Origin of the sequence: Saccharopolyspora sp. NPDC049357, assembly GCF_040677225.1 — a bacterium.
In the GTDB taxonomy this organism is placed as follows: domain Bacteria; phylum Actinomycetota; class Actinomycetes; order Mycobacteriales; family Pseudonocardiaceae; genus Saccharopolyspora.
On the sequence record NZ_JBFAQJ010000002.1, the window covers coordinates 249,932 to 272,987 of the forward strand.

At 70.3% G+C, this 23,056-nt stretch carries 20 protein-coding genes and 2 tRNA genes; 10 read left to right on the forward strand and 12 right to left on the reverse strand.

All coding sequences use genetic code 11. The annotated features are described in order from the left end of the window. Positions 1-6: 6 nt before the first annotated feature. The 3 genes from tig to AB0J91_RS02845 form a co-directional block, all read right to left on the reverse strand. The gene (gene tig / locus AB0J91_RS02835) at positions 7-1,413 is read right to left on the reverse strand and encodes a trigger factor (protein ID WP_363863467.1); all 1,407 of its coding nucleotides are present in this window, start codon (positions 1,411-1,413) and stop codon (positions 7-9) included. A 160-nt stretch (positions 1,414-1,573) separates the two neighbouring features. Next, the gene (locus AB0J91_RS02840; RefSeq protein WP_363863470.1) at positions 1,574-1,774 is read right to left on the reverse strand and encodes a hypothetical protein; all 201 of its coding nucleotides are present in this window, start codon (positions 1,772-1,774) and stop codon (positions 1,574-1,576) included. Between the two features lie 135 nt (positions 1,775-1,909). Next, positions 1,910-1,983, reverse strand: a tRNA-Pro gene (locus tag AB0J91_RS02845). 127 nt (positions 1,984-2,110) lie between these two features. On the opposite strand from AB0J91_RS02845, the gene AB0J91_RS02850 reads away from it, so the two are divergent. The 5 genes from AB0J91_RS02850 to AB0J91_RS02870 all read left to right on the forward strand — a co-directional run bounded on the left by AB0J91_RS02850 (position 2,111) and on the right by AB0J91_RS02870 (position 6,513). Then, positions 2,111-2,181: transfer RNA gene (locus tag AB0J91_RS02850), tRNA-Gly, on the forward strand. 182 nt (positions 2,182-2,363) lie between these two features. Beyond that, positions 2,364-3,827 carry a DHA2 family efflux MFS transporter permease subunit gene (locus tag AB0J91_RS02855; protein WP_363863473.1) on the forward strand — a complete coding sequence of 488 codons (1,464 nt, stop codon included), beginning with the start codon at positions 2,364-2,366 and terminating at the stop codon, positions 3,825-3,827. 60 nt (positions 3,828-3,887) lie between these two features. Next, positions 3,888-4,514, forward strand: coding sequence for a 2'-5' RNA ligase family protein (locus AB0J91_RS02860; protein WP_363794497.1), 627 nt, complete (start codon positions 3,888-3,890; stop codon positions 4,512-4,514). Positions 4,515-4,555: 41 nt separating this feature from the next. Continuing rightward, entirely contained in the window at positions 4,556-5,734 is a 1,179-nt protein-coding gene (locus AB0J91_RS02865) for a GNAT family N-acetyltransferase (RefSeq protein WP_363863476.1), read from the forward strand. A gap of 53 nt (positions 5,735-5,787) precedes the next feature. Continuing rightward, on the forward strand, positions 5,788-6,513 hold the full coding sequence (locus AB0J91_RS02870) for a hypothetical protein (RefSeq protein WP_363863479.1): 726 nt from the start codon (positions 5,788-5,790) through the stop codon (positions 6,511-6,513). A gap of 6 nt (positions 6,514-6,519) precedes the next feature. On the opposite strand, the gene AB0J91_RS02875 is transcribed toward AB0J91_RS02870, so the two are convergent. From AB0J91_RS02875 to AB0J91_RS02885, 3 genes are all read right to left on the reverse strand, one after another. After that, positions 6,520-7,641 (reverse strand): helix-turn-helix transcriptional regulator, encoded by a 1,122-nt coding sequence (locus AB0J91_RS02875; RefSeq protein WP_363863482.1) that lies wholly within the window; start codon positions 7,639-7,641, stop codon positions 6,520-6,522. A gap of 96 nt (positions 7,642-7,737) precedes the next feature. After that, positions 7,738-8,547, reverse strand: a complete 810-nt coding sequence (locus AB0J91_RS02880) for a DNA-formamidopyrimidine glycosylase family protein (protein WP_363863485.1) — start codon at positions 8,545-8,547, stop codon at positions 7,738-7,740. A 76-nt stretch (positions 8,548-8,623) separates the two neighbouring features. Then, positions 8,624-8,929, reverse strand: a complete 306-nt coding sequence (locus AB0J91_RS02885) for a hypothetical protein (RefSeq protein WP_363863488.1) — start codon at positions 8,927-8,929, stop codon at positions 8,624-8,626. Positions 8,930-8,977: 48 nt separating this feature from the next. On the opposite strand from AB0J91_RS02885, the gene AB0J91_RS02890 reads away from it, so the two are divergent. From AB0J91_RS02890 to AB0J91_RS02910, 5 genes are all read left to right on the forward strand, one after another. Beyond that, a complete protein-coding gene (locus AB0J91_RS02890; protein ID WP_363863491.1) occupies positions 8,978-9,754 on the forward strand; it encodes an MBL fold metallo-hydrolase in 777 nt (258 codons plus the stop codon). Between the two features lie 119 nt (positions 9,755-9,873). Beyond that, positions 9,874-10,434 (forward strand): YbaB/EbfC family nucleoid-associated protein, encoded by a 561-nt coding sequence (locus AB0J91_RS02895; RefSeq protein ID WP_363863494.1) that lies wholly within the window; start codon positions 9,874-9,876, stop codon positions 10,432-10,434. Continuing rightward, positions 10,431-10,760: a WXG100 family type VII secretion target gene (locus tag AB0J91_RS02900; protein ID WP_246537598.1), complete on the forward strand. Its 330-nt coding sequence runs from the start codon at positions 10,431-10,433 to the stop codon at positions 10,758-10,760. The genes AB0J91_RS02895 and AB0J91_RS02900 overlap by 4 nt, the downstream gene beginning before the upstream one ends. Positions 10,761-10,774: 14 nt before the next feature. Further along, positions 10,775-14,839 (forward strand): hypothetical protein, encoded by a 4,065-nt coding sequence (locus tag AB0J91_RS02905; RefSeq protein ID WP_363863498.1) that lies wholly within the window; start codon positions 10,775-10,777, stop codon positions 14,837-14,839. After that, positions 14,836-15,684, forward strand: a complete 849-nt coding sequence (locus AB0J91_RS02910) for an immunity 49 family protein (RefSeq protein WP_363863501.1) — start codon at positions 14,836-14,838, stop codon at positions 15,682-15,684. The genes AB0J91_RS02905 and AB0J91_RS02910 overlap by 4 nt, the downstream gene beginning before the upstream one ends. Positions 15,685-15,999: 315 nt before the next feature. Here AB0J91_RS02910 and AB0J91_RS02915 read toward each other — a convergent pair whose 3' ends face one another. Genes AB0J91_RS02915 through AB0J91_RS02940 form a run of 6 tightly spaced genes read right to left on the reverse strand, consistent with a single transcriptional unit; the run spans position 16,000 to position 22,887 of the window. Further along, positions 16,000-16,662 carry an endonuclease V gene (locus tag AB0J91_RS02915; RefSeq protein WP_363863676.1) on the reverse strand — a complete coding sequence of 221 codons (663 nt, stop codon included), beginning with the start codon at positions 16,660-16,662 and terminating at the stop codon, positions 16,000-16,002. Then, entirely contained in the window at positions 16,662-17,315 is a 654-nt protein-coding gene (locus AB0J91_RS02920) for an aspartate/glutamate racemase family protein (RefSeq protein ID WP_363863504.1), read from the reverse strand. The genes AB0J91_RS02915 and AB0J91_RS02920 overlap by 1 nt, the downstream gene beginning before the upstream one ends. An 11-nt stretch (positions 17,316-17,326) precedes the next feature. Then, on the reverse strand, positions 17,327-18,688 hold the full coding sequence (locus AB0J91_RS02925; protein WP_363863507.1) for an MmgE/PrpD family protein: 1,362 nt from the start codon (positions 18,686-18,688) through the stop codon (positions 17,327-17,329). A 3-nt stretch (positions 18,689-18,691) separates the two neighbouring features. Further along, complete coding sequence (locus tag AB0J91_RS02930) at positions 18,692-19,972, reverse strand: MFS transporter (RefSeq protein ID WP_363863510.1); 1,281 nt, start codon at positions 19,970-19,972, stop codon at positions 18,692-18,694. A 60-nt stretch (positions 19,973-20,032) separates the two neighbouring features. Next, positions 20,033-21,499 (reverse strand): dihydroorotase family protein, encoded by a 1,467-nt coding sequence (locus AB0J91_RS02935; protein ID WP_363863513.1) that lies wholly within the window; start codon positions 21,497-21,499, stop codon positions 20,033-20,035. Then, on the reverse strand, positions 21,496-22,887 hold the full coding sequence (locus tag AB0J91_RS02940) for an FAD-binding protein (RefSeq protein WP_363863515.1): 1,392 nt from the start codon (positions 22,885-22,887) through the stop codon (positions 21,496-21,498). Before AB0J91_RS02940 ends, AB0J91_RS02935 begins: the two co-directional genes overlap by 4 nt. Positions 22,888-23,056: the final 169 nt, after the last annotated feature.

Sequence of the window (23,056 nt, forward strand, 5' to 3'; positions counted from 1 at the left end):
GCCGGGTCACTCCTTGGCGGACTCCGCCTTCGCGTCGGGGGCCTCGGCCTCAGCGGCCTCGCCCTCGACGACCTCGGGGGTCTCCTCGCCCTCCTGCGGACCGAACAGCTCGTCCATGTCCAGCTCGTTGCCGGCCGAGTCGGTCACGGTGGCCTGGCGGACCACCGAGAACAGCGCCTTGCTGCGGCGGACGTCGGCGAACAGCGCGCCGATCTGGCCGGACTCCTGGGCCTGCTGGACGAACTGGTCCGGGCTCATGCCGAAGCGCTGCGCCTGGTAGATGATCCGCTGGGTCAGCTCCTCGTCGGAAACCGACACGCCCTCTTCATCGGCGATGGTGTCCAGCACCAGCTGGGTGCGGACGGCCTTCTCAGCCTCTTCGCGGGTCTCGGTGTCGAACTGCTCGCGGTTCTTGTCCTGCGTCTCGAGCCAAGCCTCGAAGGCCTTCTCGTCGTGGTCGAACGGGTGCACCGCGTCGTGCTGGCGCACCTCGATCTCCTGCTCGACGACCTTCTCCGGCAGCGGGACCTCGATGGTCTCCAGCAGCACGTCCAGGACCTTGTCCCGGGCCTGCATGCCCTGCTCCATCTTCTTGACCCGACCCAGGCGCTCGCGCAGGTCGGCGATCAGCTCGTCGATCGTGTCGAACTCGCTGGCCATCTGCGCGAACTCGTCGTCGGCCTCCGGCAGCTGGCGCTCCTTGATGGAGTTCACCTTCACCGAGACATCGGCGTCCTTGCCCGCGTACTCGCCCGCCACCAGCTTCGTGGTGAAGGTCTTGGTCTCGCCCTCGGTCGCGCCGATCACCGCGTCGTCGATGCCCTCGACGAGCTGACCCGAGCCGATCTCGTAGGACAAGCCGGAGGTCTGAGCGTCCTCGACCTCTTCACCGTCGACGGTCGCCGACAGGTCGATGCTGAGGAAGTCGCCCTCCTGCGCCGGGCGCTCGACGCCGGCCAGGGTGCCGAAACGAGCGCGCAGGGAGTCCAGCTGCTCGTTGACGTCCTCTTCCGCGACCTCGACGTCGTCAACGCTCACCGACAGCTCGCCGAAAGCGGGCACGGTGATCTCGGGGCGGACGTCGACCTCGGCGGTGAACGCGATCTCCGCGCCGTCCTCGATCTTGGTCACCTCGATGTCCGGGCGACCGAGGGTGCGCAGCTCGTCGCTGTTGACAGCCTCCAGGTACTTGGCCGGAACCGCCTCGTTGACGACCTCGTCGAGCACGGGCCCACGACCGATGCGGCTCTCCAGCACCCGCGCCGGGACCTTGCCCGGCCGGAAGCCGGGGATGCGGACCTGCTGGGCGAGTGCCTTGTACGCGCGGTCGAAGTTCGGCTTGAGCTCGTCGAACGGCACCTCGACGTTGATCCGGACGCGCGTCGGGCTCAGGTGCTCGACGGTGCTCTTCACGTGGTCTCCTAGTGCGAACGTGCTTGATTCCCCGGCGCTGGCTTCAGGGCGCGGCCAAACACCACGTCCAATGCCGGGCTGACCACCGAGTCTATTGCTTCCCACCCGGGGACACGGTCCGGGGTTGCGAGAAAGGGGTCGGCATGGGTCGCCGAGCCGCTCAGCGAACCGGCGGACCACCGAGATCCGACGGCGTCGACGCCGTCACTATGCCCGCCGCCGGAGACGACGCGGGAGCGGAGGGCGGGCCGGGGACCCACAGGGAGATGGCGATCAGCGCCACCACGGCGGCGCACAGCACCGCGCACACCACGGCTGCCGACCGCTGAACGCCGGGACCGGCCAGAATCGCATCACGCACGCAGGGGAAATCGGCCCGGTTCACCAGGTCGTTACCGAACCCGGTCATCCGTTGCGGTGCGCATCACTCCCGCGCGGGCTCTGCTGAGAAGCGAAACCGGCCACTCGCGAAACCTGCGAGCGGCCGGCCGACACGTCGGGGTGGCGGGATTTGAACCCACGACCCCTCGCACCCAAAGCGAGTGCGCTACCAACCTGCGCCACACCCCGTCCGACGTGCGACGCACCCGGGACGACCGGGTGCGTTGCGAAGAGCCTATCGCGACCGGTTAAGCTAGGGCACGCAAGGTCACCAACGGATCGCGGCAACCCCGCGAGGACCAGGTGAAACCGGCACGCGGGCGTAGCTCAATGGTAGAGCCCCAGTCTTCCAAACTGGCTACGCGGGTTCGATTCCCGTCGCCCGCTCCGAGCAGGGCGGAGATCCCGGTGGGCCCACCGGGATCTCCGCCCTTCGTCTTGTCCGGGCCCGGACGCCTGAGGCGGTTGTGGGCCCCGAGACCCCTGTGACCAGGAGGAGAATCCCTTTGGGGGTTGGCCGCCGGGTGGGGGATGCTGGAAGCGATTCCGGATTTCGAACAGGGGGCTACGTGCGGCGGCTTGAGTACAAGTGGCTGGTCGGCATCACGTTCGTGCTGGCGCTGATCATGCAGATCCTGGACGTCACGATCCTCAACGTGGCGCTGGCCACGCTGGGGCGCGAGTTCCAGGCCGAGCCCGCCCAGCTCCAGTGGGTGCTGACCGGTTACATGATCAGCCTCGCGGTCTTCATCCCCTCGTCCGGCTGGATCGCCGACCGCTTCGGCAGCAAGAAGACCTTCCAGGCCGCGGTGATCATCTTCACCCTCGCCTCGATGCTGTGCGGGATGGCGATGTCGATGGAGATGCTGGTGGGCTCCCGCATCCTCCAGGGCGTCGGCGGCGGCATGCTCGTCCCGGTCGGGCAGGCGATGATGTTCCGAGCCTTCCCGGCCAACGAGCGCGCGAAGGCCGGAGCGGTGCTGGCCATCCCGATCACCGTCGCGCCGATGCTCGGGCCGCTGCTCGGCGGCGTTCTCGTCGAGTACGCGAGCTGGCGGTGGATCTTCTTCATCAACCTGCCGGTCGGGGCGCTCGCACTGCTGTTCACGATCCTGTTCCTCAAGGAGGAGTCGACCCGCGATCCGGGCCGCTTCGACGTTCCCGGTTTCGTGCTCGCCGGCGCGGGCCTGGCCACCCTGCTCGTCGGGCTGGACCAGGGTGCGCAGATCGGCTGGACCTCGCCTGCGGTGTGGCTGAGCCTCGTCGCGTCGGTGCTGCTCATCGGCGGTCTCGTGTGGCGCGAGCTCACCGTCCGGTCGCCGATGCTGGACCTGCGGCTGCTCGCCGACCGCCTGTTCGGCACCGGCAACCTGCTGCTGCTGTGCATGACCGGCGCGATGTTCGGCGTGCTGTTCCTCGTCCCGCTCTACCTGCAGACGCTGCGCGGCGTGTCGCCGATGTTCACGGGGTTGACGATGATGCCCCAGGCCATCGCGATGCTGGCCACGACGCAGGTGGTCAGCCGGGCTTACGGGCGCATCGGCCCGAAGCGGCTGGTCATCGCCGGATTCGTCGTCCAGCTGATCATCGGCGGCCTGCTGCAGCTGCAGAACCTGAGCACCCCGCTGTGGGTCCTCGCCTTGATGCTGGCCACCCAGGGCGTGGCGATGGGCCTGCTGATGACGCCGGTGCAGACGGCCACGTTCGCCGCCATCTCCGGCCCGGCGATGGGCATGGCCAGCTCGATGTTCAACGTCACCCGTCAGGTCGCCACGGCGCTGGGCACCGCGGTCGTGGCGACCGTGCTCACCGTGCTCATGCAGCACGGCGAATCCACTGTGGACCCCACCTTGCCTGCAATGGTGGCCGACGCTCAGATGAGCGCCTTCCACGGCGCGTTCCTGGTCTCGGTGGTCTTCGCGGTGCTGGGTATTGTGCTGGCATTGCGGGTGCGCGACGCCGATGCCGCGGCCACTCTCGACCGCCCGAAAGCCGCAGCACGGCAGGGTGAACCCGAGCCGTCGGAACCGTGAGATAGGTCAAGCGCGCCCCACTTCCGGACACGTCCGGGCACTATGTGAGGGGTGACCGACATGCCACATGCCGATCAGGTTCGCAATCACACGCGCTGGCGCACCGACTGGCACGCGGGCCGCACCGGATACGCCTGGGTGCTGCCGCTGGCCGACCAAGCCGGCCTGCGCAAACTGGTCAACGACTACCAGTACGCGCTGCGCGATCTGCCCGGTTTCGACCTGGTCCCGCTGGAATGGATGCACATCCTCGTGCAGGAGATCGGCTTCACCGACGAGGTGGACCCCTCCCGCATCGAACCGCTGCTGGAGGCCACTCGCCCGAAGCTCGCCGGGGTGCTGCCGCTGACGCTGGCGTTCCACCACGCCGTCGTGCTGCCCGAGTCGCTGTCGCTGCCCGCCGAGCCGCAGTCCAGCGTGCTCGACCTGCGCGCGGCCGTCCGCGAGGCCACCTCCGAGGTGCTGGGCGCGGACGCGGTCCCGTCGGAGCCCGAGGACATCGACAAGCACGTGAGCCTCGCCCACTCCACCACCGACGGCCCGGCGATCTTCGCCATCGCGACCCTGCAGGCCACGATCGTCGAGTCGGCCACCGCGAAGGTCTCGGCGTTGTCGCTGGTCAAGATGAGCCGCGACCACTCCAGCACCGAGTGGGAGACGATCGCCGAGGTCCCGCTCGGCGGCTGAAACCGGTCGCTTCCCGATCACCCGCGCTGTACCAATGCTTCATGGGGAATCTTGAAGCGAGGAAGCCGGAGGTCGGCGAGCTGGACGAGTTCGTGGCGGTGTTCGCGTCCGCGTTCCTGGAGGACGCGGAGGAGGACCTGGCCAGGTTCCGGCCGGCGATCCCGTTCGTCACGGCTCTGGGAGCCTTCGACGGCGCGGAGATGATCGGTTCCGCCGGTCACTACAGCACCGCGATCACGCTTCCCGGCGGGCGCACGTCGCCGCTGGCCGGGGTCACGCTCGTCGGCGTCAAGCCGGGGCACCGCCGCCGCGGCGTGCTGACCTCGCTGATGCGCGAGCAGCTCGACGGCCTGCGCGAATCGGGTGTCGCGCTGGCCGCGCTGTACGCCTCCGAGGGCGGCATCTACGGCCGCTACGGCTACGGCACGGCGACCTTCGAGAACCACCTCACCCTGCCCTCCCACGCCCGGTTCCGCCCCGGCGTCGAGGTCGACGAGCGGCCGGTGCGCGAGGTCGACCGGGACAGCGCGCTGCCGGTCATCCACGATCAGCACGCGCGCCTCGCCGCGGGCAGGCCCGGGTGGATCGAGCGCGGCGACGGGGCCTGGGAGGCGCTGGAGCTGATGCGCCAGTCCCGCAACGGAGGCACCCCGTCCCGCTACGCGCTGCACCCCGACGGTCACGTCATCTACCGGCCGACGCGGAAGTGGACCGAGCGCGGCCCGGACTTCCAGCTGGAGATCACCCACCTGATGGCCGAGACCCCGCAGTCCTACGCCGCGCTGTGGCGGTACCTGATGGAGTTCGCCCTGGTCCGCGAGGTGCGGTGGCGCAAGGCCGCCCTGGACGAGCCGATCGTCGACCTGCTGGCCGATCCGCGCGCCGCCGAGCAGAGCATCGTCGACGGGCTGTGGCTCCGGCTGGTCGACGTGCCCGCGGCGCTGGCCGCCCGCGAAACGGGCTCCGACGTCGTCGTGGAGGTCAACGACGCGTTCTGCGAGTGGAACAACGGCCGCTGGCGGCTCGACGGCGGATCCACCACGGCCCCGGCGCAGCTGGCGCTGGACGTCGCCGACCTGGCCGCCGCGTACCTGGGCGGCAGCACGCTGCGCCGGCTCGCCGCCGCCGGGCGGGTCCGCGAGCTGGAGCCGGGTGCGCTGAGCGCCGCGTCGCGGGCTCTGGCGACCGACCAGGCGCCGAGCTGCCCGGACGCCTTCTAGCGTTCCCCTCACGCGGGTACCGTCGGAGGTATCGGTGCCCCGGGGAGGCAGGGATGACCAGTGCACTCGTAGTCCTGCTGATCGTGCTCGTCGTGCTGGGCACCGCCGTGTGGTGGTCCCGGCAGAAGATCCTGTCCCACCAGCGCAAGCAGCTGGAGGACGACAAGGCCGAGGCCCGGCGCTGGGTGGAGCGGCTGGGCGGTCAGGTCCTCAACCTGATCGGCACCAACGAGGCCGCCAAGCAGGCCATCGCCGACGCGTCCGAGCGGCACGGCGCCGCGCTCTCCCAGCTCGACCAGGCCACGACCTCCACGCAGGCCCGGCTGACCTCGGAGTCGGCGATGGAAGGGCTGTACTACGTGCGCGCCGCGCGCGTGGCGATGGACATGGACCCGGGGCCCGAGCTGCCCGCGCTGTCCGGTCAGCGCTACGCGGGCCGCGTCAGCGAGAACCGCGAGGTCGAGGTCGACGGCCAGCTGCAGATGGCTTCACCGGAGCCGAGCGAACGCACCCCGCACTACTACCCGGGCGGCAGGGTGGCCGGGAAACCCGTCCCGCAGGGCTGGTACAGCGACCCGTGGTGGAAGCCGGCGATGGCCGCGGGCATGTGGACCGCGGGCTCGTACGTGATGATGTCCGCGATGTTCGTGGGCATGACCAGCGTCCCGGCCGAGGCCGCCTACGCGGACGGTTTCGCCGACGGATCCGCAGGCGACGCCCCAGGGGCGGGCGACAGCGGAGGCATGGACGGGTTCGACTTCGGCGGCTTCGGCTTCTGAGTCAGCTCAGCGGGCGGCGAGCGTGGTGAGCAGGCCTTCGAGGCTGTGGGGCGCGCGGAGCCTTCTCGCCGTGGTGGCGGCGGCGCTCAATCGCTTGCTCGCTCGGGCTGAGGTGACTTCCGCTGCCAGCTTCGCGACCTGTTCCGCGGCGCGTTCCGCTTCCGACCACGAGCGGACCTCGACCAGCGCGGAGACCAGACTCGCCGCGCCCAGGTAGGACGCCCACCGGTACTCCGCGGGAATCCCTTCGAGCGCAGCGGCATAGCGGTCCACGGCCCGTTCCGGGAGGCCGATCGCGCGCCACATGCCGCCCTCGTGAACGGTGAGTTCGCGCAGGTCCACCCACCAAGCCCATTCCGGGTCCGTGCTCTGGGCGCTGGAATCGACCTCCGCTTGAGCCCGGTGGATGAGCGTGATCGCGCGGTCGTCGCCCAGATCCGCGGCGGCGCGGGCTCGGCGGAGCGCCGTCATGACTCGCACCCGCGGGCTGAGCGGGAACCGTTCCATGAGCTCGACCGTGCGCAGGGCTTCCCGCGCTTGCCCGGTCTCCTGCGCCAGCAAGGCCATGTTGCCCAGCAAGAACAGTTCCATGCCGGTGTCCCCGGCGAGCCTGGCCAGGTGGAGCGCCTCCAGGTTGAGCGTTCGGGCCTTTTCGTGCTGCATGGCGTCGAAGGCGAGCCATCCGGCGACTTCCCCGAGTTCCGCGACGGTGGCGGTGAAGTCGGTTTCGAGCGCGGCCGGGTACTTCCCGGCTGCCAGCCGCGCGGAAGCGGTTCGGAACATGCGGGTCGCCATCGGGACGAGTTCCGCACCCCCGTACCGCCCGTCGAGCTGCACCAGGTGCACGATGCTCGCACGCAGTTGATCAACGTAATCACTGGTCACAAGCTCGTCACTGGGCGGAAGCAGCGCGGGTCCAGCGGGGAAGGCACTGCGGACGAGATCTCCGCCGACGTCCAACATCTCATCCAGTCGCTCGACCAGATCCCGAGCAGGGACTGCGCGGTCGTTCTCCCAACGGGACACGGCCGATTGGTCGACGTGGACGCGCTCGGCCAGTTGCGGCTGCGTCAGCCCCGACGCCAGGCGGTGCCGCCGCAGAATCCGCCCGAACGACTCGTCGGTCATGGGGACCGCACCTCCCGCCGGAGAGAACTCGCCCGGTGCGGGCGCGTGATCCAGATTACCGACCGCGTGGGGCCGACGTTTCGGTCGAGCCGCTGGTCACTCGGGTTGGCAGGTGGGGCACCAGTAGAGCTTGCGGGCGGCGAGGTCGGTGGTGAGGACTCCGTCTCCGCAGATCAGGCAGGGCATTCCCGCGCGGCGGTAGACGTAGACCTCGCCGCCGTGGCGGTCCTGGCGCGGGGCCCGACCGGTGGCTTCGGGGAGGTGCTCCGGGCGGACGGTGTCGATGCGGCCGACCTTGACGCCGTCGGCCATCAGCTCCACCAGGTCGGCCCAGATGAGGTCCCAGCGCTGCCTGCCGAGGTCGCGACCGGGGGTCATCGGCGGGATGCCGTGCCGGAACAGGACTTCGGCGCGGTAGACGTTGCCGACGCCGGCGAGGATCTTCTGATCCATCAGCAGGGCGGCGATGCTGGTGCGCGACTTCGAGATCCGCGCCCACGCCCGCTCGGGTTCCGCGTCGGTGCGCAGCGGGTCGGGTCCCAGCCGGTCGCGCACGGCGGCGACCTCGTCGGGGGTGAGCAGTTCGCACTTGGTGGGTCCGCGCAGATCGGTGAAGTGCGTGTGACCGACGATGCGCATCCGCACCTGGCCGCGCGGTTCGGCGACCGGCAGCTCGGTCTCGGTGAACGTCCCGTAGAGCCCGAGGTGGACGTGCACGACGAGGTCGCCGTCGTAGGAGTGGAACAGGTGCTTGCCGTGCGCCTCGGCCCGCTCGAACACGGCCCCGTCCAGCACCGACGCGCTGGAGGCGAAACGTCCCTGGGGACTGCTGACCCGAACCGCGGCGCCCGCGAACAGCTCGTGGTGCACCCCGGCGAGCCGGTGCAGCGTGTGGCCTTCCGGCAAAACCCGTCCTCCCGAACTCGTCGTGCGCGGGAGAAAAGTCAAGCACACGTCGCCGGAAGACCCTGCCAGGGGAGCCTCAGATCAGCACCCAGACCACGATCGATTCCAGCAGGTAGATCACCGTGCACCACAGGGCGATCCACAGGCCCCGCCGGATCGGGCGCTCGACGTGCCGGAGGAATCCGGCGAGGAACGCGACCAGGACCACCGCGACCGCGCCCGCGATGAGCCACAGCCCTGCGCCCAGCCCGCAGTCCGGCTCGGGACAGGTCGAACCCGGACCGCCGATCAGCACCGGGGACAGGACGCTGTTGGCGAAGAACAGCACGCCGACTCCGACGGCGGTCGCGAGCAGTGCGGTGAGGGCGACGTAGAGACGCATCGCCGAAGTCTCCCAGAGCTCATCCGGTGGCCGCACTACGATCCACCCGTGAGCAACGGGTGGATCGAGGTGGCCGAACGGGTTTTCGCCCGCCGCCACGCCGAACTCGACCTGACCACGGGTCTCGTCGTCGGTGACGAAGCCGCGCTGCTGATCGACACCCGGGGCGATCACCGCCAGGGCGCCGAACTGGCCGAGGCGGTCCGCCAGATCACTCGCGCGCCTCTGCGAGTCGTCCTCACCCACGGGCACTTCGACCACTGCTTCGGCACCTCGGCGTTCCTGCCCGCACCGGTCTGGGCCCACCACCGATGCCCGGGATTCCTCGACCGAACCGCCTCCGCCCAGCGCGAACGCTGGGTCGAGCACTACCGGGAGCAGGGCGACCGCGACACGGCCGACGCCCTCGCCGCCTCCAGCGCGGCACCCCCGGACCACCTCGTGACGGACGCGGCGGAGCTGGATCTGGGCGGACGCGCGGTGCGCCTGCACCACCCCGGCCTCGGGCACACCGATCACGACCTGGTCATCGAGGTCCCCGACGCCGCGGTCGTCTTCGCCGGAGACCTCGTCGAGCAGGGCGCTCCCCCGGACTTCGAAGACGCCCACCCCCAGCACTGGCCCGCCGCGGTGGAAGCCTTGCTCGCCCTGAACCCCACCGCCGTCGTCCCGGGCCACGGCACCCCGGTCACCCCGGACTTCGTGCGGGGCCAGCAGGCCGACCTGGCCCTCCTCGCCGAGGTGTGCCGAGGGCGGCTTCCGGCCGCGAGATCGCCCTTCCCGGACGACACCACTCGCATCGCGCTGGGCCGTTCGGTCGAGTGAAATGCATCGTTCGGCCGCATTGTGCTGCACGGTGGCACCGAGGCGGCGAGGCACACGTCAAACTGACCGGAGCCATAAGATCCGCAATGCACGTGCTGTGAGCCGGGGGAAGGCTGGACATGTCTGGACGGGACTTCGACGCGTCGAGCGAGGAGAAGGCCGCGCGGAACTCCGCGTTGCGCAACCAGATCGACGACATGCTCGCCGACCTGCGCAAGCGCACCGCCGATCTCCAGGAGAAGCAGGCCGCTGCCGCTCAGCAGACCTTCGAGGCTTCGTCCGACGACGGCATGGTCAACGTCCGGGTGGATGCGACCGGGACCGTGCAGGAAGTTCGCCTGTCGGACAAGGCCTTCGAGCGCACCAACCCGGAGAAGCTGGCGCGCAGCATCACCAGCGTGATCCGCGAGGCCTCCGGGACGGCGCAGCGGCAGCTGCAGAGCACCTTCGCGGCGGAAGCCGACGTGTCGAACGTGCCGGAGGTTCCCGGGGTTCCGTCGTTGCAGGGCCTGCTCAAAACCGGGCCGCTGGTCGAACCGCCGGATCCCGAGACCGAACGGGCCCGGCGCCGCAGCGAGGAGTCCCAGCCCGGCCGTGCCGCGGCCGCGCCGCAGGTGCAGGCCGCACCCGATGACTGGGACGACGACTGGGAGAGCAACCGCAGAGGGGGCCGCCGATGAGCGGGAAGATGCGGATGCAGCCCGAGGAGATCCGCTCGGGCGGCAAGAAGATCGGCGACTCCGGTGACGACCTGGATCAGGTCCTGAGCACCCTGAAGTCCTCTTTGGACGGTGAGGGTGAGTGCTGGGGCAACGATGAGGCCGGCCAGAAGTTCGGCGGGGACTACACCAAGGGCCGCGACAGCGTGCTGGACAGCCTGAAGAAGGTCGTCAAAGCGCTCGGCGACATCGACGACAACCTCAAAGCCACCGCCGACGACACCGAGTCCGGCGACGCCCAGTCCGCAGGCGGCATCGGCAAAGCCGGCTCGGACATGCCCCGGTAGGGAGTTGACTTCACTTGAGCATCGAGATGCCCGACGAGGTCAAATGGCTGCTGCCGATCGTCGTCGGACAATCCTGGCCCGAAGGTGACGAGGACGCCATGCGACGGATGGCCGACGCGTGGCGCACCGCCGCCGACGGCATCGACGGGGTCAAGAACTCCGCCAACGGTGGCGCGCAGCAGGTCAAGTCCGCGATGGAGGGCAAGACCGGCGAGGCGTTCACCAAGCTGTGGAAGGACATCGGCGACGGCGGCGAATCAGCGCTGCCGAAGCTCAAGGAGGCGTGCGAGAAGCTCGCCAAGTCGTGCGATGACGCGGCGCTGGACGTCGAGCACACCAAGCTGACCATCATCGCCTCGCTGATCGCGCTGGCGATCCAGATCGCCGCGATGCTCGCCGCCGCGCCTGCCACCTTCGGCGCCTCCACGGCCGGCATCGCCGCAGCTCAGGGCATCACCCGCGCGGTGGTGCTGCAGATCTTCAAGCAGCTGGTCTTCAGCATCCTGAAGAACGTCGCCATCGAGGTCGCCACCTCGGTCGCCATCGAGTTCGCGGTGCAGGGCACGCAGGTCGCCATGGGCAACCGCGACGGGCTCGACGGAGGCAAGTTCAAGGAAGCCGCCATCAGCGGCGCCATCGGCGGTGCCGTGGGCGGCGTCTTCGAGGGCGTCGGCAAGTCCGTCGGCAGGGGTGCCGGAGACGCCGTCGGCGACGCGGCCGGTGACGCTGCGGGCAACGCGGGCACTGCCGCCGGACGCGCGGCGGGCGACGCCGCAGGGGACGCGGCCGGCGAGGCCGCCGAGAGCGCCGCTAAGTCCATCGGCAAGGAAGCCGTGAAGGAAGGCGCCCTCGGCGCCGCCCAAGGAGCCGTGAGCAGCGTCGCCGAGCAGGCGATCATGGAAGGCAAGATCGACTGGGGCGACGTCGGCACCGGTGCGATGTCCGGCGGCGCCACCGGCGCGGGCATGGGCGGCCTCGGCGCGGGCAAGGAGCACTTCGGCGGCGACGTCAACGTGCCCGACACCGACGGGGGTTCGTCGGGCACGGGTTCCTCGTCGGACTCCGGAGGCTCGTCTTCTTCCGACTCCAGCAGCTCCGGCTCGGACTCGGGGGATTCGTCCTCGGACTCCGGCGGGTCTTCGTCCGATTCCAGCAGCTCTTCCTCCTCGGATTCGGGGAGCTCGTCCTCGGACTCCGGCACGTCCGCGTCGTCCTCGGACAGCGGATCGTCGGGTTCGGGCGGTTCCTCTTCCGACTCCGGCGGCTCGTCGGAGTCGGGTTCGCGCAGTTCGTCGTCGGATTCGGGTTCTGACGGCACGTCGGACTCCGGCGGGTCGTCCTCGGGTTCCGGCGCCTCGACCGCGGGCACGTCGGATTCCTCGGACGGATCCGGTGGCTCCGGCTCCTCGGACCGCTCGTCCGGTGGCGCCGACTCGTCGTCCAGCGGTTCCAGCGCGGCGGACAGCAGTTCGTCGTCCGGTGGCTCTTCAGCGCCCGAGGCGCGTTCCGCTTCGTCCGATTCGCCCTCGCCCACGTCCGACAGCGGTTCTTCGAGCTCCGATGCCCGTTCCACGTCGAGCGCGGACTCCCCGTCGTCCGGCGGCGATTCAAGCCGCCCCTCCACTTCGGATTCGAGCGGCTCGCCATCCGGTGGCGACGGCGGCGGTCCCAGCCGTGGTGATTCGACGTCCTCGGCCGGGAGCAGCGACTCGGGTTCGCGCGAATCCTCCAGCAGCGGGGGCACTTCCGGCGCGGGCATGGCGCATTCCGGTGGCGGTGGGTCGTCGCCGAGCTCGCCTTCAGGTGGTTCCGGCGGCGGTTCTTTCAGCGGCACGCTGAACGGTGATTCGGACCGCTCGCCGAGCAGCCCGGCGAGCACGACCGCATCGTCCAACGTGGACGCTCCCCCGGCGCCGGCGGCCTCGGGCGCCCCGGCCGCGGCAGGTCCCGCACCTCGCGCCGACCAGCCTTCGTCGGGTGGCCCGATGGGCGGCATGGCCGGTGGCGCTCCCGGCGCCACCGGTGGCGGCCCCACGCCTTCCGGCGGCGGTGGTCGTCCCGGTGGTAGCGGTGGCTGGACCGGCACCGCGGGCTCGCCGGGAGCCGCAGCACGACCGGCGGGCGGCGACGCGGGTCCGCGCCCGGACACCTCCCGCCCGGGCCCCGCGTCCCGGGGCCCGGCAACCCCGGACGCCCCGTCGCGCCCGAACACCAGGCCGGACGGCGGTGTCCCGCAGCAGCGCACCCAGCAGGGCCCGAGCACGACGCCTCCACGCCCGGACGCACCGAGCCAGCGTCCCGACGGAACGGCACCACGACCGGAAGGACCAGGTCAGCGGCCCAACGGGTCAACCCCGCAAGAGGCCGGCCGCCCCGACGGGACGAGCCCGGAGACCCAGCGCACCGACGGCTCGGACCCGAACAGCCCCCGACCCGACGACTCCCACGGCAATCAGGACGGCCCGGACCGCCACGACGACTCCGACCAGCCGCAGGACGCCGAACCGGGCACGCCGGAGCGCCAGGAGCAGATCGACGCCGCCGAGGCCAACCGGCAGGAAACCCCGGCAGGCTCGTCGTTCCACGACGACCCGAACATGCGGGACCTGGCCAGCCGAGTCCCGGACGACGGCGTCCACCACACCGTCGACGTCCACGCCTTACCCGACGGCCGCGTCCGCATCGGCGACAACACCTTCTCCGCGAAGGAGTTCGCCGACATGCTCCGCCGCGACCCCAACTTCGACGGCAGCAAACCGGTCCGCCTCCTCTCCTGCGACGCGGGAACCAGCGGCCTGGCCCGAGACCTCGCCAACGAACTCGGCACCCCGGTCACCGCTCCCCGCGGCCTCGCCTGGACCGACGGCAACGGCCGGGTCTTCGCCTCCGACATGGGCCCCGACGGCCGCCCAGGCTGGCCCCCGAACGGAGGCTGGGACACCCACAACCCCGACGGCACCACCACGCCGGCCAGCAACGACGGCTTCCACCCGACCAGGGACGGCGAAGACCCAGGCCAACGCCCGGAGGATGCCGAGTCGCGGGGGAAGCGGTCCAGGGAAGACGACGGGGATGGCGAGTCCCGCAACCCTCGACATCGCCCACGCGGCGAACCCGTCGATTCAGAGACACCGGGTACTGAGGCCAACAAGCGGTGGCCAACGGCCCGGGAACGCGCGGACAACGACCCCGACTACCGCCATCGCTACTACGACCGGCCCGGTCCCGATGGTGTCTGCCACCTGCGGCAGACAGGTGTCACCGACAACGCTGGCGAACCGGTACCCGCGCTGTACCAGCATTCGGATGGTCACTACTCCGCGCCGCCGACCGGTATCGACAACTACGCGACGTGGGACAACCTGTCTTCACCCACCCCCTCTCGAGACCAGTTGGCCACGTACGACCAGCTCGTCGAAGAGCGACGTACAAAGCTGGATCAGCTCGCCAACGCGAAACGAGACGACGCCCAGTACGCGGAACAGAAGGATCAGAACGGCACCGTCACCAAACCGCGCGACGACTCGGATGCCGCAAATGCAAGCGCGGAACGACTGAGCGCAGCTCATGCCGCAGTCGGCGAGGTGGGTGAACGCTTCGGCGAGACCGCCGCACGCGACTCCTTGATCAATGATTACGGCGTAAGCCCGGACAAGATCACCGTGTTGCACCATTCAGGTGTCTTCGACCTGATCGGTGAACTGCCGGACGGGCGCTTCGTGGTGGTCGAGGCCAAGGGGCCGAATGCCGGCCTCGGCAGTCGAATGGACCTCAACGGTGAACGGTCCCAGCAAGGGACCAAGCCGTACTTCGATTCCATCGCCCAAAACATGGCGCAGAGCCCGGATCCACAGCAGAAGCTTCTCGCGGCACGGCTGAAGATCGCGATGGCCGACGACATCAGCACTCAGAACGACACTCCACTTCCTCCGCGAAAGATCCGGTACGACGAAGTCAAGCCCGTCGTCGAAACAACGCGCGACGACAACGGCACCAGCGAGAGGTCTGGCGGATACACTCGGAAGCGCTTCAACCTGGGAACCGGCCACGATGCGGATTTGAGGGCGGATCAGTCATGAGCTCGACAGGTAGGCATGCGGCCGCGGACGCGCAAACGCAGCTGATGGCCGACACCTTCGGCACGATGATCGATGAATACCGATCGAATGTTGAGAAGCTGTCCACCCTCGCCATCGACATCACGAAGGAATCGATCTCCCGCACCGGGCACCTGTTGCTCCTCGACCCCGCAGCTGAGCAGGAAGCTACGTTCCAAAACGTCCTCATCGCCGCACAGGCGGGCACGGCCTACTTCAAAGCGGCAGACACCGATGAGGACACGATCGATGCCACGGTGGGCACGCCGGTCGCGATGGCCCGGTTCGCTCCCCAAGCAGCAGGCGTCAAGATCGCCGACTGGCTCGACTCCCTGTGGGCAGCAGTGATCTGTCGTGGGCTGACGTTGGTCAGCGACCTCATCCGCGTGCCCAACGAGACGATCCGCGCAGGTGGCGCGACCTTCGATGATTACATGTACGCCTGGGCAGATGCGCTGCGTGCGTTCTTCTACCGCGACGATGATGTCTTCGAGCGGATCAACAGGAGCATCGAACTCACCGACCCCGACACATTGCAGAACGCCTCGCCCGAAATCGCACTTCAACGGCATTACCCTGCGATGAAACTGCTGTTCAACATCGCGGCCAACCGTCCAGAACAGTTCAATTCCGACTTGCAGGAAGCGGTGGATCTTCACCGCGTGTTCTGGACGGCTAATGCTGAACGGGCGTCCGACCCGACCGGGTTCTTCGCGCTGGCCCCAACCGCACTCGCGGCACTGGCGCACGACCGCGGCTTCCCGATCGAAGTCCAGTCGGACTACCTGCCGCGAAACTTCATCGAGCCGACCTGGCTCTCCCGCTAGCCAGCCGAAGTGGCCCCGAACCCGCGCTGGGTTCGGGGCCACTGTTGTCGGCGTCAGTTGGTGAACCGGTTGGACTACCGCGTGAGGAAGGTCCGACTGGTGCGCTCCCCTCCCGCACGACAAGCGCCGTCCCACCTTGACCCCATTTCACCTGAGGAAACGTCGTGGTCACCGGATTTCAGTGGAAATCGGGTACCCGGTTTCAGTGGAAATCGGGACCCTGAATTCCATTGAAATCCGGTCACCGCGTGCGCGGGGACAGGGCCGTGCAGGGGCTTTGGGGGTTGGCTTTCTCGGCCGGAGGTGGGGCTCGGGTCAGCCGGATTGGCGGCCGAGGTGGTCTGCGGTTCGGGTGGTTTCGGGGAGGCGGTGGTTCGGGGTCAGGCGGAGCACGAGGTCGCAGGCCGACTGGAGCGTGTAGCGGTTGCCGACTGAGACGAAGACCGGCTTCACTCCTGTTCGGGTTCGGAGGGCTCTGCCGACCTCGTCGTCGTCCATGGTCACCGGTGACCAGGAGCCTCGCTGCTCTCCCGGTGGGTCGTAGTGGCCCATGGAGGTCTTGCCGACGCCGATCGCGGGCAGGTCGGTGAGGACGCCGAGGTGGCAGGCGAGGCCGAACCGGCGAGGGTGGGCCAGGCCTTGGCCGTCGCAGACCAGGACGTCCGGGACGACCGTGAGCTCCTGCAGCGCCCGGATCAGCGCGGGGGCCTCGCGGAAGGCGAACAAGCCTGGCACGTAGGGGAAATCGGCGCGGCCCCGGACCACCGCGCTGTCCACAACGGACGCTGTGGACACGTCCAGGACCGTGACCGCGGCGACGAGTTCGTCCGAGGACTCGCGGTAGTCCACGTCCAGTCCTGCGGCGGTGCGCACCTCGGCGGGCTCGCCGTCCGTGCGGACCAGCGGCCGCAGTCGTTCCTGGATGGCCACGGCTTCGGCCTCGGTCGTCGGCCAGTCGTGGAGGTCGCGCACCTCGATCACAGCCGCGATCGTAGTCCTGAGCCGAGGGCGGCGAGGACTCCGAGGCCGGTGCGGATCGGGTCGAGGACCAGCGGGAGGTCGGGGTCCTGGTCGGCGGTCTCGACCGCTGAGCAGCCGTTGACCACTGCGGTGACCCCGGCGTCGCGGGCCGCGATCAGGGCGGGGCGCATCGCGGCGGCCCAGCGGTCCGGGTCGGTGATGTCCTCCACGCCGAGGTCCAGGACGCTGACCTCGTGGAACGAGGAGTCCCAGCCGTAGGCGGTGACGCGGTCGCGGAGTTCGGCCGCGATCGCCTCGTTGCGGGTGATCGCGCCGATCCGATGCCCGGCGGCGACCGCCGCGCCGATGGTCAGCCGCAGCAGGCCGAGGGCGGGCCTGCCGCCGATCGTGCCGCCGTCAGCCGGAACCGCGGGATCGAGCACGCAGTCCGGGAGCACGGCGTCGCAGTCCGGTGCTTCGGAAAGGGCCGCGGCGACCAGGGCTTCCGAGCGGCGCACGTCGTCGGCGGTGTTGAGGGCGCGAGGGCCGTCGGGGTGCAGGTCGGTCAGCACGACCTCGATCCCCGCCGGGGAGAGCGCGTCGTACCTGGCCTGGCGGCGGGCCACCTCGGTCGGTCCGACGGTGATCGGGGTGACGGCGTGGACGAGCATGCGGTTCCTCCTCATCGGAAGCGGATCGCCGAACCGAGCGAGCGCAGCAGTTCCCCCGCGTCGGCCGCGCCCGGCAGTTCTGCGACGTGGTCCCGGATGGCCGCGACCACCTTGGGGGCGCCGAGCAGGTCGCCCAGGACGCGGACCCTGTCGTCGGCGGTGAAGGGATGGAAATCCGCGTCGCCGACCGGGTTCGGGCGTTCCTCCACGAACCGGCCACGAGCCGAGTCCACGGTGACCCGGACGGGGCGCTCAGCCGGCATCCGGGCGTCCAGGTCGGGCGCCGAGCGCACCACGACGCGCCGGGCGAGCTCCGCCGTGACCGGATCGGCCAGCGCCTCCTGGGACAGGTCCGCCGGGCCGACGCGCCCTCGGCGCAGCGCGGTCGCGACCACGAACGGCAGCGAGAACATCGCGGCCAGCGGCGTCGGCCACCTCGTGCGATCCAGTTGCGCGCCGAGCGAGTGGATCTCGACCAGGACCTCCGCCGGGTCCTCGTCGACGTGGTCGCGCAGCGACAGCGCCGCGTCGATGGCGGCGTGGGTGAACGAGCACGACGAGTGCTGCTTGAAGTAGCCGCCGACGACCTCCCAGCGCTCCCCCAGGCCGTCGTCGAGCGCGGCCGGGGCGAGGACGCCGAGCAGGTCCCCGAGCGAATCCGCCGCGATGCCCGTCAGGTGCCCGGTCCTGGACGCGGCCAGTCGTGCCGCGGCCAGACCGGACTGGTTGGCCGCGCCGACCCAGGCGTCGCGCACCGGATTCCCGTCCAGCGCGGCCGAGAACGGCCCGGCGACGGGCAGACCGCCGGCGGCGTCGATCGCCACCGCCGCGTCTTCAGGACGCAGTCCCAGGACTCGGGCGCAGCCCGCTCCGGCACCGGCGACGCCCCAGTTCCCGTGCGGGTGCGTGCCGGGCCGGAGCCGCGTCGCGCGGCCGAACCTGGCGGCGACCTCGTAGGCGGCGAGCAGCGAGCTGCACAGGTCCGCGCCCGTCGTCGTCGCGCGCGACGCCAGCGCCAGCACCGCGGGGAATCCGTGCGCCGCCGGATGACCGCCCGCGAGCCGGTGCCCGTCGTCGAGTTCGAGCCGCACCGATGCGGTGGCGTTCAACCACGCGGCGGCGTCCACCGCCACAGCGCGGCCCGTCCCGAACAGCGGTGCCGTGCCGTCCGGCGCGTCCCACTGCTCGACCAGCGCCCGCTGCGCGGGTTCGCGCGAGCCGAGCGCGGTGACCGCGACCGCGTCGACGAGCACCGTCAGCACCCGTTCCCGGACCACGTCTGGGACGTCGGACCAGCGCAGCTCGGCCACCCACTCGCCCAGCCGGCCGACCGCGTCCCGGACCGCGTCCTGCCGGGCTTCCCGCTCCGCCATTCCTCAAGCGCCCGCGACGGCGGTCGTGGCCTCCGGCGCGACCGCGCGTTCGCGCGGCACCAGCAGCATGAGCAGCGCACCGAGCACGGCCAGCCCTGCCATGACGACGAAACCGCTGGTGAAGCTGCCCGTGCTGGACACGATGAAGCCCATCACCGAAGGCGCCACGATCCCGGACGCCGCGAAGGCCGCGTCGGCGAAACCCGCCGCGCTGCCCGGCTGGTCCGGAGCCGCGTCGATGGACGCGACCCACCAGATGCCGCCGGTGATGAACCCGAAGCCCACGCCGAGCGAGATCGAGATCAGGGCGACGGTCAGGGTCGGCGCGATCGCCAGCGGCACCAGCGAGCACCCGGCCAGCAGCAGCGCCACGCCCATCACCGCGAACCGGCTGCGGATCTTCGGGCTGCGCCGGTAGACGCGGTCGACGACGACACCACCGACCAGCGCTCCGACGATGCCGCACGCCCACGGGGCGATCGAGAACGCGCCCGCCTGCTTGACGCTGAGCCCGTACGCGCCGGACAGGAACGACGGCAGCCAGTACATGAAGCCCCAGAACATGAAGCCCCACGCGAAGTAGCCGCCCGCGACCACCCACAGGTTCCGGTTGGTCAGCAGCGGACGCCACCGCACCGACGCCCGGCCCGAACCGGCCTCCGCCTCCTGGTCCGAGGCGATCAGCGCCCGCTCGGCGTCGTTGACCCGCGGCGACTCCTCCGGCAGGTCGCGCAGCAGCGCCATCGCCACGACCGCCCACACCACACCGAGGATCGCCAGCGTCCAGAACATGCCCTGCCAGCCGACGAGGTCCATCAGCCGGGTCAGCAGCGGCCCGGAGATCAGCAGGCTGCCCGAGACCGCAACACCACCGCACAGAGCCAGGGCGACACCGCGTTCGCGGATCGGCAGCCAGCGGCTGACCGTCCTGGTCGCGGCCGGGAACGCCGGAGATTCACCGACACCCAGCAGCAGGCGGATCACCAGCAGACCCGCGAACGATCCGGCGACCGGGATCAGCGCCGTGGTCACCGAGAACAGCGCGACCGCGACCAGCAGCACCCGCTGGCAGCCGAAGCGGTCCACCAGAGGCCCCGACAGGAACGCCGCGACCATGTAGCCGACGGAGAAGACAGAACTGATGATCCCGTACTGCGCGGTGGTGATCCCGAAGGCTTCCTCCAGCGGTTCGACCGCGTAGGACACCGCGCTCCGGTCGATGTAGTTGATGACGATGAGGCTGACGATCAGCCCCAGCGTCACGAAGCGGAACCGTGTTCTCATGTTGGTTTCCCTTGAATCGGCACTGCTTTCACGCGGGAGTTGGTCGTGGCGACGGGCACGTCAGCGGCCCGTCGGGCGGTGCAGGTAGCTGCCCCGCGGCTCGCCGAGGACCTCGCCGCCGTCGAAGATCCGCTGTCCCCGCAGGAACGTGGTCTCGACGGTCGAGCCGATCTCCAGTCCGCGGAAGGGCGTGTACTCCTGGGTGGATTCGGAGTCCGCCGGGTCCACCACGAAGGAGCGGTCCGGGTTCACCAGCGCGATGTCGGCGTCGAAGCCCGGGGCGATGTCGCCCTTGGTGGGCAGGCCGAGCCGCCGGGCGGGGTTGGTCGACACGAGCTCGGCGACGGTCGACATCGACAGCCCGCGCTTGCGGCCCTCGCCGACGAGACCGGGCAGCAGGTACTCGGTTCCGCCGAAGCCGGACTTCGCCGCGAACACGTCGTCGTGGTCCTCGCCGAACTTCTTCTCCTCGCGGCAGCAGGCGTGGTCGGACACGACCCAGCTGACGTCACCGGCGAGGAGGTGCTCCCACAGCTTCTCGACGTCGGCCCTCGGGCGCAGCGGCGGGTTGACCTTGCCGCCGACCCCGTCGGCAGTGGTCACGTCGGCGAGCAGGTGCCCGATGGTGACCTCGCGCCGGAAGTCGACGTGGGGGAAGGTCTTGGCCATCAGCATCGCGGCTTCCATCGCCTTGCCCGACGACAGGTGCAGCAGGTTGATGGTCGGCAGACCCGTCTCGTGCGCGAGGTAGGAGGCGATGGTCACCGCCAGGCCCTCCGAGTGCGGCGGGCGCGAGGCGCTGTAGGCCTCCAGCCCGGACAGCTCCCCCTCCTCCTCGACCAGCCGCGTGTAGGCGGTCATGATCTCGGCGGTCTCGCAGTGCAGGGACAGCGAGATCTGGTCGGCGATGTCCGGGTTCGCCTCGCGAGCGGCCTGGATGCCGCGCATGACGAACTCGAAGTGGGCGATGTCGTAGCGCTCGCCCTCGGGGATCATCAGGAAGTCGCTCTGGTCGGTGGAGCGGCCGTGCAGCCCGTGGCTCCCGTAGAACATGAAGATCTTGAACGAGGTCACGCCGTGGTCGCGGACCAGCGCGGGGATCTCGTCGATGTGCGAGGCCTGCATGGGCGCGAGGTGGAAGGCGTAGTCCACGTAGGACCGTCCCTCGGCGGCGGCGAGCACCTCGGGGAACACCTCCGAGTACGGGCCGCCGCGGTTGAGGTAGTACTGCCCGGTGCGCATGTAGGTCAGCGAGGTCGTCACACCGCCCTGCGCGCACGCGCGGCTCTCGGTGGCCGTGTCGTCGGACAGCGGGTTGTAGATGCCCCAGTGCTGGTGGGCGTCCACGACGCCGGGGAACGCGAGCCGGCCGCGCCCCTCGTGCACCTCGGTGCCTTCCGGAACGGCCAGCCCGGGGCCGACCTCGGAGACGACGCCGCCGGTGATCGCGATGTCGGCGGCGACGGGCTCCCCGCCGCCGGGACGGACGACGCGCACGTCGCGGATGATCAGGTCGGGCTGGGTCATCTGGCACCTTCCGCAGTGAGGGATCGAGTGGTGGAGACCGACCGGGCGAGGTGCCCGGCGGCGAGGTAGGCGAGGCCCAGCGCGGGCAGCAGGCCGTTGCCGGCCAGGTAGCCGGCCGCGCCGTGGCCGGAGATGCCGGCGGCGGCACCGCCGGATGCGTAGAGCCCGGGGATTGGCTCCCCGGCGGTGTCGAGAACGCGCGCGTGCTCGTCGACGAGCACACCGCCCTGCGTGTGGAACAGGGCCGGGATGATCTCCACGGCTCGCAGCGGCGCTCGCAGCGGCGTGGCGGTGGTGCGGCCGAACCGGTCGGCCTGCTCCCCCGCCGCGACCCGGGCCAGGGCGTCGAGCTCGGATTCCAGCGGCTCCGCCGGGACCCCGATCAGCGCCGCCAGCTCGGGCACCGAGTCCGCGCTGCGCACCGCGCCCGCGGCGAGGACGTCCTGGTAGTCGCCGAAGGACCGGCACAGCCCGTCGATGCGCTCGTCGAACACCAGCCACCCGCGCCCGCCAGGACGGGCTGCGAGCGCGGCGGCGTATTCCGAGTATCCGGTGGTCTCGTCGCCGAAGCGCCGTCCGCCGGTGTCGACGACGGCACCGCCGTGCATCACCGCGGTCCAGGTCACGAGGGTCTGCGCGGACGCCGAAAGAGCGGCGTGACCCTGGTAGGCGTCCAGGAATCCGGTGGCCGCGCCGAGCTCACCGCCGATCCGCAGCGCGTCACCGCGCGAGTGCTCGCCGCCGTGGTAGTGCGCACCGGCGATCTCGGGCAGGTGCGTCGCGACGAGCGCGGAGTCGGCGCCGTAGCCGTTGGTGGCCAGCAGCACCGCGCGGGTGCTGATCTCCTCGCGCCCGCCGTCCGGGGTTTCGACGACGGCGATCCTGCCGCCGTCGCCTCCCTCGACCGCGGTCAGCCGGGCGGGAACCATCAGGTCGATCCGCTCGCTGCGGTCGACGGCATCCAGCAGGTGGCGCAGCAGGGACGAGCCGTGCCTGCCGGGCAGGCTGTGCACCCTGCGCGCGGAGTGCCCGGGGTAAGCGAAGTCGGTGGGCAGCTCGATCGGCATCCCGACGTGGTCGGCGAGCCATTCGACGAGTTCGGCGCCGACGTGGGCCAGCGCCGAGGCGATCCGCGCGTCGGCGGTCCCGCCGGTCTTGCGCTCGACGTCGGCGACGAAGCGCTCCGGCGAGTCGTCGATCCCCGCCGCGGCCTGGAAGCGCGATCCGGGCCCGGGAATCATCGCGGTGGACATCGACGTGTTGTTGCCGCGCCGGAAGTTCGGGTCGGAGTCCACCACGAGCACGTCGAGACCGAGTTCGGCGGCCCGGATCGCGGCGGTCAGTCCGCCACCTGCACCCGCGACCACCAGGTCCACGTCGAACGTCATCGTTCCTCCTCATCCCAGCCGGACAGGCTTGTTTCGCTAAGCGGAACACCGTGCCCGACCGTTCGGTGAGGTCGATAACACCAGGTGGCCTGGATAAGTGCAATACTTGCGATGTAAATTCCTTGACACTCGCAGCAGCGACCCACAATCTTGTTCCGTCTAGCGGTAC